We start from the raw sequence: 16,014 nt of genomic DNA, 5'->3' as shown, positions 1-16,014 counted from the left end.
TATTGCTGGTCATTGATCAATAACCCCCGACTTATGTTGACAGCGGGTAGTCACACCGCTGCACTGAGCCCTCGACAGCCCCCACGTCAAGGAGACTCCGTGCCGCCTCGCCTGCGTGCGTCGCTCCCCTGTCTGACCGCGGCCGCCCTGCTCGCCCTCGCGCTCTGCCCCGCCCCCGCGGCGGCCGAGCCCCACGAGCCCAACGCGACTTCTGCCACCCCGCTCGCGCTCACCCCGCCCATGGGCTGGAACAACTGGGCGCACTACATGTGCGACATCGACGAGGCCAAGGTCGTGGCGAACGCGGACGCGCTCGTGGCCACCGGCCTGGCCGCCAAGGGCTACGACACCGTCACCATCGACGACTGCTGGATGACCAAGAGCCGTGACGCCGAGGGCAATCTGGTCGTCGACACGCAGAAGTTCCCGCACGGCATGGCCTGGCTCGGCGCGTACCTGCACGACAGGAAGCTGAAGTTCGGCATCTACCAGGACGCCGGCTCGCTCACCTGCGAGCGCTACCCCGGCAGCGGCTCCCCGGAGGGTGGCGGCCCCGACCACTACGCCCGCGACGCCCGGCAGTTCGCCTCCTGGGAGGTGGACTACGTCAAGATGGACGGCTGCAACCTCTGGGTGCCCGAGGGCAAGACCAAGGAACAGGCCTACCGGGACGCCTACAACTCCGTGGCCAAGGCGCTGCGCGACAGCGGCCGGGACATGGTGCTGTCCGCTTCGGCGCCCGCCTATTTCCAGCAGGGCGAGTGGGGCGGATCCGACTGGCACAAGGTGATCGACTGGGTCGGCGAGACCGGCCAGCTATGGCGCGAGGGCCGGGACATCAAGGTCTACAAGCCGACCGCCCCGAGCACCTCGCGTTGGAGCTCGGTCATGGGCAACTACGGCTACAACCGCTGGCTGGGCCGGTACGCGGGCCCCGGCAACTGGAACGACCCCGACTTCCTGATCGCGGGCGCCCCCGGACTCAGCCCGGCGGAGAGCCGCAGCCAGGTCGGCCTGTGGGCCATGATGGCCGCGCCGTTCATCCTGTCCTCGCAGGTCTCCGAGCTCACCCCCGAAGGGCTCGCCGCCCTCGGCAACACCGATCTGATCGCGCTGGACCAGGACCCGATGGGCGTCCAGGGCGCGGTGGTCTCCTCGAACGCCACCTTCGACATCCTGGTGCGACCGCTGGCCGGCGGGGACCGTGCGGTCGCCGTGCTCAACCGGTCCGCCGCCGCCCGCGACATCCGCGTACCGCTCGACGAGCTCGGGCTGGGGCTGGGTTCCTGCACCGTCGATGCGAAGAACCTGTGGACCGGTGAGATCCGCGAGGTGTCCGACACCCTGACCGGGACACTGGCCGCGCACGACACCGGTGTCTGGCGGCTCACCCCGCGCACCGGCTGCGCCGAGGCCGTGCCCACCGGACAGATCGCCGGCCGGGGCGCCGGCACGAGCGCCGCCTGCGCCGACGGGGCGAACACCACCGGCGTCGGCGCCGTCGTGATGGCCGCCTGTACGGGCGCACCCGACCAGCGCTGGACCCTGGGCCGGTACGGCAGCCTGCGCCTGGCCGGCGCCTGCCTGTCGGCGGGCGAGGAGGGCCTCGTGGAACTGGCCGACTGCTCGGGCGATCAGCGGCGCCGCGAGCCGGGCCAGAGCTGGACCCCCCGCCGCGACGGGGCCCTGGTCGAGGACGCGAGCGGGCTGTGCCTGACGGCGCCGGCGCCCGCGGCGGCCCCCGCCGAACCGGGCACCCCCGCCGAGCGGCTCCGGCTGACGCCCTGCGGCGACCACCAGGTCGACCAGGCGTGGGCCCTGCCGGTCTGACGGCCCGCCCCATGGGGAAGCAGACGAGGCATCAGACGAGGAAGCACCCACCCACCGAGCCGAGCGAGCCGGCCGCAACGCCGGAGCCGGCCGAGACGAGGACGACGCGCATGCCGGTCCCCATCCCACGCCACGGCCGGGCCCGGCGGGCGCGCCGCCGGGTCACCCTGGCCGCGCTGCCCGCGGTCCTGCTGACCCTGGCGGTCGCCGGGGCCGCACCCGGAGCGACGGATCCCGCCGCCGGAGCCACGGCGCCCCCCGCCCGGTCCCCATCCCAGCCCGTATCGCAGCCCCCATCCCAGTCCCCATCCCAGTCCCCCGCCCGGTCCGGCCGGGGACACACCGCGACGCCGGCCTCTCCCCGGCCGCGAGCCTTCGACGCCACACCCGCGCGGGCCTCCCTGCAGCGGCTGCTGCCGCGCCATGCCGGGCAGTTCACCCTGGTCCCCGACGCCGCGGCCGGGCCCGACACCTTCACCGTGTCCGGCACCGCCGGCGCGATCACCGTCCGGGGTTCCACCGGCGCCACCCTGCTCACCGGGGTCGGCTGGTACCTGCAGCACGTCGCCGGAGCCGACATCGGCTGGCCCGGTGACAGCATCGGCCTGTTGCCCGCCGAGCTGCCGGCGGTGCCCTCCCCGGTCACCCGCAGCGCGCGGGTGGCGCATCGGTACGCGCTGAACGACACCGACGACGGGTACTCCGGCCCGTACCGCACCTTCGAGGAGCACCAGCGACAGATCGACCTGCTCGCCCTGCACGGCATCAACGAGGTGTTCGTACAGGTCGGCGCCGAGTACCCGTACTACCGGGCGCTCCAGCGGTTCGGCTACGCCGCCGAGGAGATGCGGGAGTGGATCCCGGGTCCCGGTCACCAGAGCTGGTGGCTGCTGCAGAACCTGAGCGGCTTCGGCGGTCCGGTGTCCGAGGAACTGATGCGCGGGCGAGCCGAGTTGGGCGGCAGGATCGCCGAACAGCTGCGCGGCCTCGGCATGACCCCGGTCCTGCCGGGCTACTTCGGGACGGTGCCGCCGGCCTTCGCCGGGCGCAATCCGGGCGCGGTGACCGTTCCGCAGGGCGACTGGGCCGGCTTCGACCGGCCCGACTGGCTGGACCCGGTCTCGCCGCCCTTCGCGCAACTGGCCGCCGCGTACTACGCGGAGCAGCGCGCGGTGTTCGGGGACAGCACGATGTACCGGATGAGCCCGCTGCACGAGGGCGGGCAGACCGGTTCGGTGGACGTGAAGGCGGCCGCCGGGGCGGTGCAGCAGGCCCTGTGGGCGGCGCATCCGGGCGCGCTGTGGGCGGTGCTGGGCTGGCAGGACGATCCGACCAAGGAGCTGCTGGCCGGGGTGGACACCTCGAAGCTGCTGATCCTGGACGGGCTCTCCGACCGGTACAACCGGCTGGACCGCGAGACCCGTTGGGGCGGGACCTCGTACGCCATCGGCTCGATCTACAACTTCGGCGGGCACACGACGATCGGCGCCAACACCTCGGTGTGGATCGATCGGTTCCAGTCCTGGGGCGCGAAGCCGGACAGCGCGCTCACCGGCATCGCCTACCTGCCCGAGGCCACCGGAACCAATCCGGCGGCCTTCGACCTCTTCACCGACCTGGCGTGGGAGCCCGGCCCCATCGACCAGCGGAAGTGGTTCGCCGACTTCGCCGGCCGCCGGTACGGAGCCCCGGACGCCGCGGCCACCGCGGCGTGGGAGGAGCTGCGCAAGGGCCCGTACAGCACCTCCTCGGGGCTGTGGTCGGAGTCCCAGGACAGCCTGTTCACCGCCCGGCCGAGCCTGACGGCGGTGGGATCGGCCTACTGGAGCCCCAAGGCGATGCGGTATCCGGCGGGTTCGGTACGCCGGGCCCTGGACCACCTGCTCGAGGTCGACCCCCGGCTGCGCCGCTCCAGCGCCTACCGCTTCGACCTGGTGGACACCACCCGGCAGGCCCTCGCCAACCACTCGCGGGTGCTGCTGCCCAAGATCAAGGCGGCCTACGAGGCCAAGGACCTGGCCCTGTTCCGGCAGCTGACCGCCGACTGGGCCCATTGGGAGAAGCAGTTGGACGCACTCGTCGGCTCCGATCCGAACTTCCTGCTCGGATCCTGGCTGTCGGCGGCCCGTTCGCACGGCGCGGACGCGGCCGAGCAGGACCGGTACGAGTACGACGCCCGCTCGATCCTCAGCGTGTGGGGGCGGCAGAGCACCAGCGAGGGCGGCTACCTGCACGACTACGCGAACCGTGAATGGAGCGGTCTGATCAGCGAGTTGTACGCCAGGCGGTGGTCCTCCTACTTCGCCTCACTGGAGGAGGCTCTCGTGCGGCGCGCCGCACCGAGGGCGATCGACTGGCACGCCTTCGAGGACGACTGGGCCCGGCTCACCACCCGCCATCCGGCGCGGCCGAGCGGTGACCCGTACGTCCTGGCGACCGGCATCGCCGCCACCCTTCCCGAGGTCAACTGACCTACACCACAGGGGAGGTGGGGATCTCCCGGTGAAGCACCGCTCACCCTCCGGTGGGAAGCTCCCCACTCGCCCGGGGGACAACCGGGCCGACCGGCCGCCGCTCCGGCGCGGGATTGGTTTCACTGAAGAAAACTGACGGAAGCGGATCAGGGGCGGTCACCGGAACCATCGTCCGGCGACCGCCCTTTCCGACGCCGCCATCGCCGGAAGGACGCCGCCCGCCATGTCCGAGACCGACCCGCACCGCACCTCCGCGCCGCTGGAACTGCTGACGTTCCTCACCGGCGGGGCCGCCGCGCCACCCGCCACGCCCGCCGCCGCTCCCCCCGGCCTGCCCGTCACCGGCCGGTTACCACCGCCCGCGGCCCGGGAGCAGCAGCTGCGCCGCCGCTCCGATCTGCGGGAGCGGCTCACCGACGGGATCGTGGAACTGCGCAAGCGGCGGCCGTGGAGCGGTCCGGACAGCCGCTCGCCCGAGGCGGGCCGCCCGCTCCTGCGTGCACCGGCCGTCCGCTCGCCCGAGGCGCGGACCCCCGGTCCGGAGGCACCCTGGTAGCTGGGGGGGGACATCCCGACGAGCGGGGCGGGCGGTGACTCCGCATGATCCGTACGAAAGCGGGGCGGGCCGGCCCCGGGCGGCCGGGCCGGGCCGCGCTCGGCGCCGTCAGCGGGCTGCTCGCCGCCTTCGCCGGGCTGGCTCTGGCCCAGCTGGCGGCGGCGGCCGTACGCCCCGAGGCCGCCCCGGTCACCGCCGTCGGCGGGGTCGTGGTCGACCACACCCCGACCGCCGTCAAGGAGTGGGCGGTCCGCCAGTTCGGTACGGACGACAAGCTGGTCCTGACCCTGGGCATCGGCGCGGTGCTGGCCGCCGTGGCGATCGCGGCCGGGCTGCTCGCCGTACGCCGCCCTGCCGCTGGCACGGCTCTCGCGGCCGCCTTCGGCGTGCTCGGCGCGGCGGCCTCGCTCAGCCGGCCGGAGGCCGCCTGGCAGGACGCGCTGCCCTCGCTGGTGGGCGGCTTCGGGGCCGCCGGAGTGCTGTACCTGCTGGTCAGAGCCATCCCTCGGCCCCACCCACGGCCCTCCGGGGCCGGTCCGGCCGGCGCCCTGGACCGGCGCGGCTTCAGCCGCCTCGCCGTCGCCACCCTGGTCCTCTCGGCCGGGGCCGGGTACGCCGGGAGGCGGCTCGGCGCCTTCGGGGACGCGGGAGCCACGGCCTCGCGGGCCAGGCTCGTCCTTCCGCCGCCCGCGGTGCCGGCCTCGCCCGTCCCGGCCGGGTCGGACCTGCGGATCCCCGGGACGGGCCCGTTCTTCACCCCCAACCGGGCGTTCTACCGGGTGGACACCGCACTGGTCGTCCCGCGCGTGGACGCGGACACCTGGCGGCTGAGCGTGCACGGGGACGGGGTCTCCAGGCCCCTCACCCTCAGCCTGCGGGAGCTGCTGGCCCGCCCCCTGGTCGAGCACGACGCCACCCTCACCTGCGTGTCGAACGAGGTCGGCGGCCCGTACGCGGGCAATGCCCGCTGGCTGGGCGTGCGCCTCGCCGATCTGCTCCGCGAGGCGGGGGTGCGTCCGCCGTCGCAGGGCGGCCGCGCCGACCAGCTCGTGGCGCGCTCGGTGGACGGGATGACCCTCGGCACCCCCGTCGAGACCGTGATGGACGGCCGTGAGGCGCTGCTGGCCGTGGGGATGAACGGCGAGCCGCTCCCCTTCCGGCACGGCTTCCCCGTCCGGATGATCGTGCCGGGGCTGTACGGGTACGTCTCCGCGTGCAAATGGCTGCGCGAGCTGCGGCTGACCACCTTCGCCGCGTACGACGCCTACTGGGTGCGCCGCTCCTGGGCGCGGCGGGCTCCGGTCAAGACCCAGTCCCGCATCGACACCCCGCGCCCCTTCGCCGAGGTCGCGGCGGGCCGGGTGGCCGTCGCCGGGGTGGCGTGGGCGCAGCACCGGGGCATCGCCCGGGTCGAGGTACGGGTGGACGCGGGTCCGTGGCGGGAGGCCCGGCTCGGGGCGGCGGACGGGGACGACACCTGGCGCCAGTGGGTGTGGATCTGGGAGGCGGCTCCGGGCGGGCACACCCTGGAGGTCCGCGCCACGGACCGCACCGGCGCCGTACAGACCGGGGAACGCACGGGAACCCTCCCCGACGGGGCCACCGGATGGCACGCGGTGACGGTCCGGGTGCGGGGCTGAGGCATGTCCCGCGGATCGGTCCGGGCCGGGCCACGCCGGATCGTGCCGGGCCCGCCCGCATCAAACCGGATCAAGCCGGATCAAGCCGGATCAGCAAGCGACGGCCGCGACCCCGGCGGACGGGGCCTCGGCCGGGCAGACCATCGCGGCCGGGCCGGCCAGGGCGCGGGCCTCGTGGAGGAGGCCGGGCGGGGTGGCGGCACTGAGGGTCCATACGATGGCGCCGCCGCCGTCCCCCAACGGCTCCGGGACGGCCGCGAAGCGGTCCCGCAGGTCGGCCTCGGCGGTTTCCGGGTACGGGAGGTGGAGCGTCTCGTAGCGCACCGGGGCCGTGTCCACCGGGAGGATCCCGATCCGACGGCGGTCACCGCCGCCGTCACGAGCGGGGACGAGGCCGGGGTCCGGGTCCGGGTCCGGATCCGCGGCGGGGCCTCCGATCAGCAGCTCGGTGAAGCCTCGGCCGCCGGGCTCGCCGGGGCCGCGGGCGTGCGTGTTGCCCGGGTAGACGGCGAAGGCGCCGGCGCCGGGGACCAGCCGGTGGTGGACGTGGCCCAGGGCCCAGTAGTCGTATCCGGCGCGGGCCAGTGTCCGCGGGTCGGACGGTGCGCAGACCCGGCCGCTCCAGGCGCCGTGCAGGCTGGTGTGCAGCAGCCCTATGTTGACGGCGCCGGGCATCGCGCGGGGGAAGCCTGCCGCGAGGTCGCGGCGCTCGTCGGGCACCGCCACCGACTGGCCGTGGACGGTGATGCCGAGGTCGTGCCAGGTCACCGACTCGGGGGCGTCGGCGCCGAGCCAGCGCACCGAGGGCGGGAGGTTCAGTTTGTGCGGCAGCGGGGTCTCGGCGTCGTGGTTGCCCGAGACCACCACGGTGCGCAGGCCCGCCTCGTGGAAGGCGCCGAGCGCGTCCTGGCAGGCGGCCAGCGCCCGGGCGTCGGCGTGGCGGCGGTCGAAGACGTCCCCGGCGATGAGCACCGCGTGGTAGCCGCCCCCGACGATGCGGTGCACGGCCGCTCCCAGGGCCTCGTACGGGGCTTCGCGCCGGTCTATCGCGGGCGCCCCGGGATAGTCGGCCAGGCCGCGCAGCGCGGAGCCTATGTGCAGGTCGGCCAGGTGGGCCACGCGTATGGGCGCGGGCGCGGAGGTGTTCACGAGCCGAGGATGAGGTCGGTCTTGAAGGCGTCCCGCTCCAGCAGCCAGCCCTCGGCGCGGAGCTTGCCCATCAGGTCGGCGCGCAGCTCGACCGCGTCGCGCAGGGTGCGCCCCTTGGCGGTGATCTCGGCGAACCAGGTCAGCTCGCCGGAGGCGGTCCGCAGGCGGCTGACTTGCGTCTCCATCGCGTGATCGAGCATCCGGCCAGGATAGTTGGCCTGCTTTACGGGACCGTGGAGTCGGGATGAAGCGGTGACCGACTCCGCCCAACCAGCAGGTTTTGCACCCCACTTGGCGAGCTTTCCGGGCAGGCGTTCCAGGACGAGGGCGCGGGAGGCGTCGAGCCCGGGCAGTTCGCCGGGCGCCAGCCCCGGGACCGGCCGACACTTCTTGTTGGTGAAGTCGAGGGTGGCGCGGGTGTGGCTGAGGTTGACCTGGACGGTGTAATTCCCGTCGCCCGCGCAGAAGTTGTGCCCTGAGGCCCGCTCCATCACGCGCCGCACGGCGGCCGGGTCCGTACCGTCGCCCTCGATGTCGAAGCGGGCCTTGTAGGCGAGGCGGATCCGGTTCTCGTCGTCATGGCGCCGGATGCGGACGATCCAGCCCTGCCCGTTCAGGCTTCGCCCGGCGTCGTCCACGTACTGGGCGACCTCCGAGCGGCCGGGTGCGCCGAGCGACAGCGCGGCGGCCGCGGCCGCCGTGGGCCGGCCGTCGGCGTCGAGCACCCGGTCCGGGTCGACCAGCAGTTTGACCTGGTAGCCCGCGCGCGACGGCGCCACCGGCGAGATCCCGGCCCGCACTCCGGAACGAATCCGGCGACTCGTCACTTTCTGCGTCTTCTGCAGTTTCCGCATATCCCCGTCGATCATGCCTCATACGACACCAGCCCGCCCGAAAGCCCCGGAACCGTGCAGGTGAACAGGCGGTGAATCTACCCCAGGACCAAGGTCCTGACCTGCGAGGTCTCCCGACCCATCGGTTCGGGATCTTCGCCGCGCGTTCACGCGGGATAAGGATCGTAGATTGTGAATGCATTCACAAGATCCCGCAACGGACAAAGGTGCACGTCATGGCCACTCTGCTCACCCCTTCCCACAAGATCACCGCCGCCGGCGCGCCCGCCGGCCCGACCGGGGGTGAGAGCGGTCCCACACTCGCCCTGCCGGCGCGCATCGCCCTCGCCGCCCTCCGCGTCCTGGTGGCCTGGACCTTCATCTGGCCCTTCCTGGACAAGCTGTTCGGGCTCGGATTCAGCACCCCGGCGGCCAAGTCCGTCATCAACGGCGGCTCACCGACCGAAGGGTTCCTGCTGCACGGGACCAAGGGCCCTTCGCGCACACCTTCGACTCGGTAGCCGGAGCCGGCTGGCTTGACCTGATCTTCATGACGGGCCTGCTCGGCATCGGCCTGGCGTTCCTGCTCGGCATCGGCACGCGGATCGCCGCCGCGTCCTGCGCGCTGATGATGGGCTTCATGTGGCTCGTCACGATGCTGCCCGCGACCAACCCCCTCACCGACGACCACTGGATCCTCGCGGTGGCCGGCGCGGTCGTGGCCACGACCGCCGCGGGCAACCACTTCGGGCTCGGCCGGGCCTGGCGCCGGACCGCACTGGTCCGCCGGTACCGCTTCCTGATCTGAGACCGGCGCCCACCCGTTCCCGCCCCCACCCCTCCCGTCCCCACCCCCTCCCCGCCCACTCCCCTCGCCGCCCGGCGGCGCTTCCCCGGGTCCGACACGATGCGCGCCGCCCCCTCCCCCGGGCGGTGCGCATCGCAGATTTGGCGTATTGTCCGGAATTCTCCATCATTCCGTCGTAGGTCAGGAGCCGGCGCAGTGGAGCTGACCAGTACGTCGTTCCTCGTCACGCTGATCGTCGTCACGGCACTCGCGATGCTCGCCGCGCTGCTCCTGTGGAACCGCGTCCCCGGCCCCGGCTGGGTGCGCTGGCCGGCCCGGCTGCTGATGATCGGCCTCTGCCAGCTCACCGCCATCTGCGTGATCGCCGCCTGGATCAACGGGAGCTACGGCCTCTACTCCTCCTGGGACGACCTGCTGGGCACCGACACCGGGCAGAACGACTCCGCGATGACCGGGCCGCCGCTGGGGCGGGCCAAGTTCACCCTCGGCGGCGACGGCATCCGCACCACGTACTTCCGCGGCTCCCACTCCAAGCTCGCCGGACAGGTGATCGTGTGGACTCCCCCGGAGTACGACGCACCGGGCGCGGACAAGACCCGGTTCCCCGTGCTGATGCTGCTGCACGGCTATCCGGGCTCGCCCCGCTCCTGGATCGACATCGGCGACATGCCCGGCGCGCTGGAGCAGCTCGTCCAGCTCGGCGCGGCGCACCCCTTCATCCTGGTGATCCCCGACCTGTACCCCGGAGGGGTGAACACCGACTGCACGGACACCCCTCAGCGCAAGGTGGCGAGCTGGCTCGCCCAGGACGTGCCGGATCTGGTCGCCAAGAACTTCCGCACGCTCCCCGAGCCCCGGGGCTGGGGGCTGATGGGCATCTCCACCGGGGCCTTCTGCGCGGCCAAGCTGCCGCTGCAGTACCCGAAGGCCTTCCGGGCCGGCGCCGCCCTGGATCCGGATCCGCTGACCGGCGACCCGGAGGTGCTGTCCGATCCCGTGCTGCGCGAGCGCAACAGCCCGATGTGGCTGGTTCAGCAGGCGAAGCACGACAAGAATACGGACGTCGGGCTGTTCCTGGCCACGTCCGCGCAGGACAAGGACAGCCCGCCGCAGCAGCTGGCCGACTTCACCAAGGCGGCCCGGAACTCCGGGGTCCGGATCAAGACCCTGGTCCGCCCGCAGGGCGGGCACAACTTCCAGACCTGGATCGCGATGTACCCCGATGCCCTGGGGTGGCTGAGCACGGAGATCTCACCGCCGGGCCAGGCCCCGTAGCCGGACCGGAAGCGACTCCACGCTGTTGCCGATGAAGCTCCGCTGGTGCGGGAGTTCGGCTTCGGGGACGGCCAGGTCCAGGTCCGGGAAGCGGGTGAAAAGGGCTTCCAGGGCGATGGTGGCCTCCAGCCGGGCGAGCGGGGCTCCGACGCAGTAGTGGGCGCCGTGTCCGAGGGAGAGGTGACGGGCCGCGGTGGGGCGGGTCAGGTCGAAGCGGTCGGCGTCCGGGCCGTGGAAGGCCTCGTCGCGGCCGGCCGCCGTGAAACCGGCGAGGACCGGGGTGCCCTGCGGGATCAGGGTCCCGCCGATGGTCAGATCGCGGGTCGGATAGCGGAACGGGAACCAGCTGACCGGGGCGTCGAAGCGCAGCGTCTCGTCGACCACGTCCGACCAGGTGGACTTGCCCTCCAGGACCAGCGCGAGCTGGTCGCGGTGGGTGCACAGGGCGCGGACGGCATTGCTGATCAGGTTGAGCGTGGTCTCGTGGCCCGCGACGAGCATCAGCCGCATGGTGCCGATGAGTTCGGCCTCGCTGAGCCGGTCGCCGTCGCCGTCGCGGGCCGCTATCAGCGCACTCGTCAGGTCCTGGCCCGGATCGGCCCGGCGGGTGGCGGCGATGGCGCCGATCAGCTCGACGAGCTCGCGCGCGGCGGCCATGACCTCGGCCGGGGTGGTGTCGGTGGCGATGATGACGGTGTTGGACAGCTCGTGCAGCCGCCCCCGGTGTTCGGGGTTCACGCCGAGGAGCTCGCAGATCACGCTCATCGGGAGCGGCAGCGCGACGTGCGTGCGCAGGTCCGCCACCCCGTCGGGGGACGCCTCCGCCGCCCGGTCCAGGTCGTCCAGCAGCCCGGCCGTCAGTTCCTCGATCCGGGGGCGCAGCCGCTCCACCTGGCGGACGGTGAAGGCGTTGCCCACCAGGGAGCGCAGCCGGCGGTGGTCGGCTTCGTCGGCGGTGTGCATGCCCTGGGCGTTGGCGAAGACGCGCAGCGGCCAGTCCGGGGCGATGGTGCCGTCGTGCAGGGCGGGGAAGTGCCGGGCGTCCTTGGCCACATCGGGGTGGGCGAGGAACTCCTTCAGCGCCTCGTGCCCGAGGACGACCGTGCCGGGCACGCCACCGGGCAGGACGACCTCGGCCACGGGGCCCCGGGCGCGCAGCCGGGCGTTGAGGGCGTGCGGGCAGCCGCCGGCGGGGTCGATGACGTGCGGGAGCGCGGTCGCGGACGGGGGCGTCGACCCGGATGCCCGCGCGGGGTCGGTGGACAAACCTGTCTCCTGACAATACGAACGGATCTCGACCAACAGTGCGGCCTCGGGGGCCGATTGTTCAAGGCCGCACCCGTACCGTCCCGGGAATCCGCAGGCGCGCCGCGCCGCCCCCGCCGCACGCGGGCGTCGTAGGGTCGCGGTCATGACGGAGGCAGAGCGGACTCTCGAAGGCAAGGTCGCCCTGGTGGCCGGGGCGACCCGGGGCGCGGGCAGGGGCATCGCGGTCGAGTTGGGGGCGCGGGGCGCGACCGTGTACGTGAGCGGGCGCAGTACGCGGGGCAGGCGCTCGGAATACGACCGGCCCGAGACGATCGAGGAGACGGCCGAGCTGGTCACGGCCGCGGGCGGCCGGGGGATCGCGGTGGTCGCGGACCATCTGGTGCCCGGAGAGGTCGAGGCCCTGGTCGGGCGGATCGACGCCGAGCAGGGCCGGCTCGACGTGCTGGTGAACGACATCTGGGGCGGCGAGCGGCTCTTCGAGTGGGAGAGCACGGTCTGGGAACACGACCTGGACAACGGGTTGCGGCTGCTGCGACTGGCCGTGGAGACCCATGCGGTGACCAGCCACTACGCGCTCCCGCTGCTGCTGCGCGAGCCGGGCGGGCTGGTGGTGGAGATGACGGACGGCACGGCGGAGTACAACGCGAGCCGCTACCGGGTCTCCTTCTTCTACGACATCGCCAAGTCCGCCGTGCTGCGCATGGCGTTCGCACTCGGCCACGAGGTGGGACCGCGCGGAGCGACGGCGGTGGCCCTGACCCCGGGCTGGCTCCGGTCGGAGATGATGCTCGACAACTTCGGCGTCACCGAGGCGAATTGGCGGGACGCGCTGAAAACGGTCCCGCACTTCGGGATCTCGGAGACCCCGTTCTACGTCGGCCGCGCGGTCGCGGCCCTGGCCGCCGACCCGGAACTCTCCCGCTGGAACGGGCAGTCGCTCTCCAGCGGGCAGCTCGCCCGGGTCTACGGCTTCACGGACGTGGACGGCAGCCGGCCGGACGCCTGGCGGTACATGGTCGAGGTGCAGGACCCGGACCTCCCGGCGGACCCCACCGGCTACCGGTAGGGCGCGCCCTTCGGATCGGGCCGGATCAGCCCCGCTCCAGCAGCCGGGCGACCCCGTCGAGGACGCAGCGCAGGCCGAAGTCCCACACGGTCCCGGGGCTGTATCCGCCGACCGCGCTGCCGACCCGCCCGGCGAGGGGGTAGCGCTCCGGGTCCATGGCCCGCTCCAGCAGCGGGGCGCTGAGCTCCCACCACTCCTGGTCGCTCTGGCGGGCGTTGTGCGCGGCGGTGTCGGCGGCGGCCAGGGCCTGCGCGTGGACGAAGCCGAGGAGGTGGGTCAGGGCCGCGTCCATCTCCACGTCGGTGAGTCCGATGCCGTCGAAGGCCGCCAGCTCGTGCTCGTACTTGCCGATCACTCCGGGGCCCAGCGGGGGGCGGGTGACGGAGAGCTCGCCGATCCACGGGTGCCGCAGGAACAGCGCGCGGTTCTCCTCGGCGATGCGGGCGACCTTCTCGCACCAGGCCCCGTCCGGGGCCGGTTCGCCGCGCTCCATGGCCAGGTAGACGGCGTCGAGCATCAGGTCGAGCAGCTCGGCCTTGCCGGGGACGTAGGTGTAGAGGGTCATGGGGGTGACCCCCAGCCGCTGGGCCAGTGCCCGCATCGTCAGCGCGGCCAGTCCCGACCGCCCTTCGTTCGCCGCCTCGTCGGCGAGCGCGATCGCGCCGTCGACGACGGCGTCGACGGTCAGCCCCTGCCGGGGTCCGCGCCGCCCGCTGGGCGCCCCCTGCCCCGGCTCGCGCCACAGCAGTTCCAGCGTGCGGACGGGGTCGCCCGCGCCGCTCCGGTCCGTGGTCACTCCGGACCCCCTTCCCGCCGCCTTCCGGCAGCCCGCTCATTCAAGCACCGCGTTAACTTTCTACGACGTACAGAATACTGTGTACAATGAAACTCCGAGCCACGACACCCGGAGGACCCCATGCGGATCACCGACACCGCCATCTGCCTCACCGTCGAGGACACCACCACCTCTTCCGCCTTCCTGACCAGGCATTTCGGATTCAAGGAGACGATGGCCGCCGACGGCTTCGCCTCCCTCTCCCACCCCGACGGCCCGAACGTGATCTTCGTACGACGCGGCCTGGAGGTGCTGCCCGAGGAGCTGCGCGAGCAGCGTGCCGCCGGAGTGCTGCTCGCGTTCACGGTGGCCGACCTGCCCGCCGAGTACGAGCGGCTGCGGGCCGAGGGCGTCCCGATCGTCATGGAGCCGCGGGTGGAGCCCTGGGGCGAGCGGGTGTTCCTGGTATCCGACCCCAACGGTGTGATCATCGAACTGGTTGACTGGGTGGAGACCGCGCCCGAGCCGGCCGCCGACGCCACCGTCACCGACCCCACCGTCGCCGGCACCGCCACCACCGCCTAGGACAGGAGCACGCTCCCGTGACCCCGCCCCGTCTGGTCCCCCTGCTGGCCCAGTTCGACTTCGCCCGAACCCGCCTCTCCGGCCGCATGGCCGGGCCCGTCATGGACAGCGGCGACGGGACGGACACCGAGGTCGGCCCCATGACGGACGAGGAGTACTTCTGGGAGCCGGTCCCGGACTGCTGGTCGGTGCGGCGCCGCGCGGACGGGCCCGGTCCGCGGGCGACCGTACTGGCCGGTGCGGGCGACTGGGGGCGGGATGCCGCGGCCTATCCGCACCCCTGGCCGCCGCCGTTCACCACCATCGCCTGGCGCCTGAGCCACCTCACCGAGATGCTCGCCCTGCGCGCCGACCACACCGCCGGGAGCCGCGGGCTGACCCGGGCCGACCACCGCGTCGAGGGCGGGGCGGCGGGAGCGGTCGCGGGCTTCGAATCCGCCGCGGCGGCCTGGCACACCGCGCTGCTGAGCGTCGACGAGGCCGCCCTGGACACCGTGGGGTACTGCACCTACCCGCACGGCAGCGACGCGGAGGAGCCGTTCGTCGACATCGCCTGGTGGGTCAACCAGGAACTGCTGCACCACGGGGCCGAGATCGCCCTGATCCGCGATCTGTACCGGGCGCGGGGGCTCTGAGACGCCGCCCCCGCGCCGCGGACGGGTTCAGCCCGCGATGATTCCGGGGCCGTCCCCGGCGAGCGGGGCGAAGAAGCGGGCCACGTCCTGTTCGGTGACCTCGCCGAGGGTGGCCGGGGACCAGTGCGGGTCGCGGTCCTTGTCGACGACCTGCGCCCGGATGCCCTCCACCAGGTCGGGCGCGGTCAGCGCATGGCAGGAGACCCGGAACTCCTGTTCCAGCACCGACTCCAGGGCGCCGAGCCCGGCGGCCCGGCGTACCGCCTCCAAGGTCACCTTCAGGGCGGTCGGGGACTTGGCGAGGATCGTCGCGGCGGCCTCCTTGGCCTCCGGGTCCCCGTATCCGAGCAGCCGGTCCACGATCTCCTCGACGGTGGCGGCGGCGTAGCAGTGGTCGATCCAGCCCCGGGCCCCGGCCAGCACGCCCGGCCCGGGCTCGGCGGCGTACCGCCCCAGCAGCTCCCGGGCCGGGGCCGCGGCGAGCTCGGCGGTCAGCGCCGACAGCCGGTCGGCGGGTACGAAGTGGTCGGCGAGCCCGCACAGCAGTGCGTCGGCGGCGCCCACCGCGGAGCCGGTGAGGGCGAGATGGGTGCCGAGCAGGCCGGGGGCGCGGGCCAGCAGGTGGGTGCCGCCGACGTCCGGGACGAAGCCGATGCCGGTCTCGGGCATGGCGACGCGGGAGCGCTCGGTGACCACGCGGACGCTGCCGTGGGCGGACACGCCGACTCCGCCGCCCATCACGATGCCGTCCATGAGGGCCACGTAGGGCTTGGGGTAGCGGGCGATGTACGCGTTGAGCCGGTACTCGTCGCGCCAGAAGGCGGCCGAGGCCCTCGTCCCTGCCTTGGCGTCGTCGTGGATGGCCCGGATGTCCCCGCCGGCGCACAGCCCCCGCTCGCCCGCGCCCCGGATGAGCACCTGCTCCACGCCCGGATCCCGCTCCCAGCCGGTCAGGGCCTCGGTGATGCGGAGCACCATGGGGTGGGTGAGGGCGTTGAGGGCCCTGGGGCGGTTGAGGGTGATCACCCCGGTACGGCCTTCGACGGCGCACAGGACGGTGTCGGCGGCGCCGGTGGTGTCGGCGGATTCGGCTGCGGTGTTCACGCCGTCCAGTATGGA

Annotated in this window: 15 protein-coding genes; 10 read left to right on the top strand and 5 right to left on the bottom strand. The window is 73.3% G+C overall.

Annotated elements, in window-relative coordinates; translation table 11 throughout:
- The first annotated feature begins 99 nt into the window (after window positions 1-99).
- The 4 genes from OG247_RS36730 (at window position 100) to OG247_RS36715 (ending at window position 6,500) form a co-directional block, all read left to right on the top strand.
- Entirely contained in the window at window positions 100-1,830 is a 1,731-nt protein-coding gene (locus tag OG247_RS36730; RefSeq protein ID WP_327256287.1) for an alpha-galactosidase, read from the top strand.
- Window positions 1,831-1,940: 110 nt separating this feature from the next.
- Window positions 1,941-4,301: an alpha-N-acetylglucosaminidase gene (locus OG247_RS36725; RefSeq protein ID WP_327256286.1), complete on the top strand. Its 2,361-nt coding sequence runs from the start codon at window positions 1,941-1,943 to the stop codon at window positions 4,299-4,301.
- A gap of 226 nt (window positions 4,302-4,527) precedes the next feature.
- On the top strand, window positions 4,528-4,860 hold the full coding sequence (locus OG247_RS36720; RefSeq protein WP_327256285.1) for a hypothetical protein: 333 nt from the start codon (window positions 4,528-4,530) through the stop codon (window positions 4,858-4,860).
- 44 nt (window positions 4,861-4,904) lie between these two features.
- The gene (locus OG247_RS36715) at window positions 4,905-6,500 is read left to right on the top strand and encodes a molybdopterin-dependent oxidoreductase (protein WP_327256284.1); all 1,596 of its coding nucleotides are present in this window, start codon (window positions 4,905-4,907) and stop codon (window positions 6,498-6,500) included.
- 90 nt (window positions 6,501-6,590) lie between these two features.
- On the opposite strand, the gene OG247_RS36710 is transcribed toward OG247_RS36715, so the two are convergent.
- Together OG247_RS36710 and OG247_RS36705 are read right to left on the bottom strand one after the other, a co-directional pair.
- A complete protein-coding gene (locus OG247_RS36710) occupies window positions 6,591-7,649 on the bottom strand; it encodes a metallophosphoesterase family protein (RefSeq protein ID WP_327256283.1) in 1,059 nt (352 codons plus the stop codon).
- A complete protein-coding gene (locus OG247_RS36705) occupies window positions 7,646-8,428 on the bottom strand; it encodes a hypothetical protein (protein WP_327256282.1) in 783 nt (260 codons plus the stop codon). The genes OG247_RS36710 and OG247_RS36705 overlap by 4 nt, the downstream gene beginning before the upstream one ends.
- A 290-nt stretch (window positions 8,429-8,718) precedes the next feature.
- Here OG247_RS36705 and OG247_RS36700 point away from each other — a divergent pair, with 290 nt between their 5' ends.
- The 3 genes from OG247_RS36700 (at window position 8,719) to OG247_RS36690 (ending at window position 10,565) form a co-directional block, all read left to right on the top strand.
- Window positions 8,719-9,003 (top strand): hypothetical protein, encoded by a 285-nt coding sequence (locus OG247_RS36700; RefSeq protein ID WP_327256281.1) that lies wholly within the window; start codon window positions 8,719-8,721, stop codon window positions 9,001-9,003.
- A 29-nt stretch (window positions 9,004-9,032) separates the two neighbouring features.
- Entirely contained in the window at window positions 9,033-9,290 is a 258-nt protein-coding gene (locus tag OG247_RS36695; RefSeq protein WP_327256280.1) for a hypothetical protein, read from the top strand.
- Between the two features lie 195 nt (window positions 9,291-9,485).
- Window positions 9,486-10,565, top strand: a complete 1,080-nt coding sequence (locus OG247_RS36690) for an alpha/beta hydrolase (protein WP_327256279.1) — start codon at window positions 9,486-9,488, stop codon at window positions 10,563-10,565.
- Here OG247_RS36690 and OG247_RS36685 read toward each other — a convergent pair.
- Window positions 10,542-11,831: a cytochrome P450 family protein gene (locus tag OG247_RS36685; protein WP_327256278.1), complete on the bottom strand. Its 1,290-nt coding sequence runs from the start codon at window positions 11,829-11,831 to the stop codon at window positions 10,542-10,544. The genes OG247_RS36690 and OG247_RS36685 overlap by 24 nt on opposite strands.
- A 145-nt stretch (window positions 11,832-11,976) precedes the next feature.
- On the opposite strand from OG247_RS36685, the gene OG247_RS36680 reads away from it, so the two are divergent.
- Window positions 11,977-12,900 (top strand): SDR family oxidoreductase, encoded by a 924-nt coding sequence (locus OG247_RS36680; protein WP_327256277.1) that lies wholly within the window; start codon window positions 11,977-11,979, stop codon window positions 12,898-12,900.
- A 25-nt stretch (window positions 12,901-12,925) separates the two neighbouring features.
- Here OG247_RS36680 and OG247_RS36675 read toward each other — a convergent pair whose 3' ends face one another.
- Complete coding sequence (locus tag OG247_RS36675; protein ID WP_327256276.1) at window positions 12,926-13,696, bottom strand: TetR/AcrR family transcriptional regulator; 771 nt, start codon at window positions 13,694-13,696, stop codon at window positions 12,926-12,928.
- Between the two features lie 120 nt (window positions 13,697-13,816).
- On the opposite strand from OG247_RS36675, the gene OG247_RS36670 reads away from it, so the two are divergent.
- Together OG247_RS36670 and OG247_RS36665 are read left to right on the top strand one after the other, a co-directional pair.
- On the top strand, window positions 13,817-14,260 hold the full coding sequence (locus OG247_RS36670) for a VOC family protein (protein ID WP_327256275.1): 444 nt from the start codon (window positions 13,817-13,819) through the stop codon (window positions 14,258-14,260).
- A 17-nt stretch (window positions 14,261-14,277) separates the two neighbouring features.
- Window positions 14,278-14,895, top strand: coding sequence for a DinB family protein (locus OG247_RS36665; protein WP_327256274.1), 618 nt, complete (start codon window positions 14,278-14,280; stop codon window positions 14,893-14,895).
- A 27-nt stretch (window positions 14,896-14,922) separates the two neighbouring features.
- Here the strand turns inward: OG247_RS36665 and OG247_RS36660 are convergent, their stop codons facing one another.
- Window positions 14,923-15,999 carry an enoyl-CoA hydratase/isomerase family protein gene (locus tag OG247_RS36660; protein WP_327256273.1) on the bottom strand — a complete coding sequence of 359 codons (1,077 nt, stop codon included), beginning with the start codon at window positions 15,997-15,999 and terminating at the stop codon, window positions 14,923-14,925.
- Between the last annotated feature and the right edge of the window lie 15 nt (window positions 16,000-16,014).

Origin of the sequence: Streptomyces sp. NBC_01244, assembly GCF_035987325.1 — a bacterium.
Classification (GTDB): Bacteria; Actinomycetota; Actinomycetes; order Streptomycetales; family Streptomycetaceae; genus Streptomyces.
This window is presented reverse-complemented; position numbering and strand designations above follow the sequence as displayed.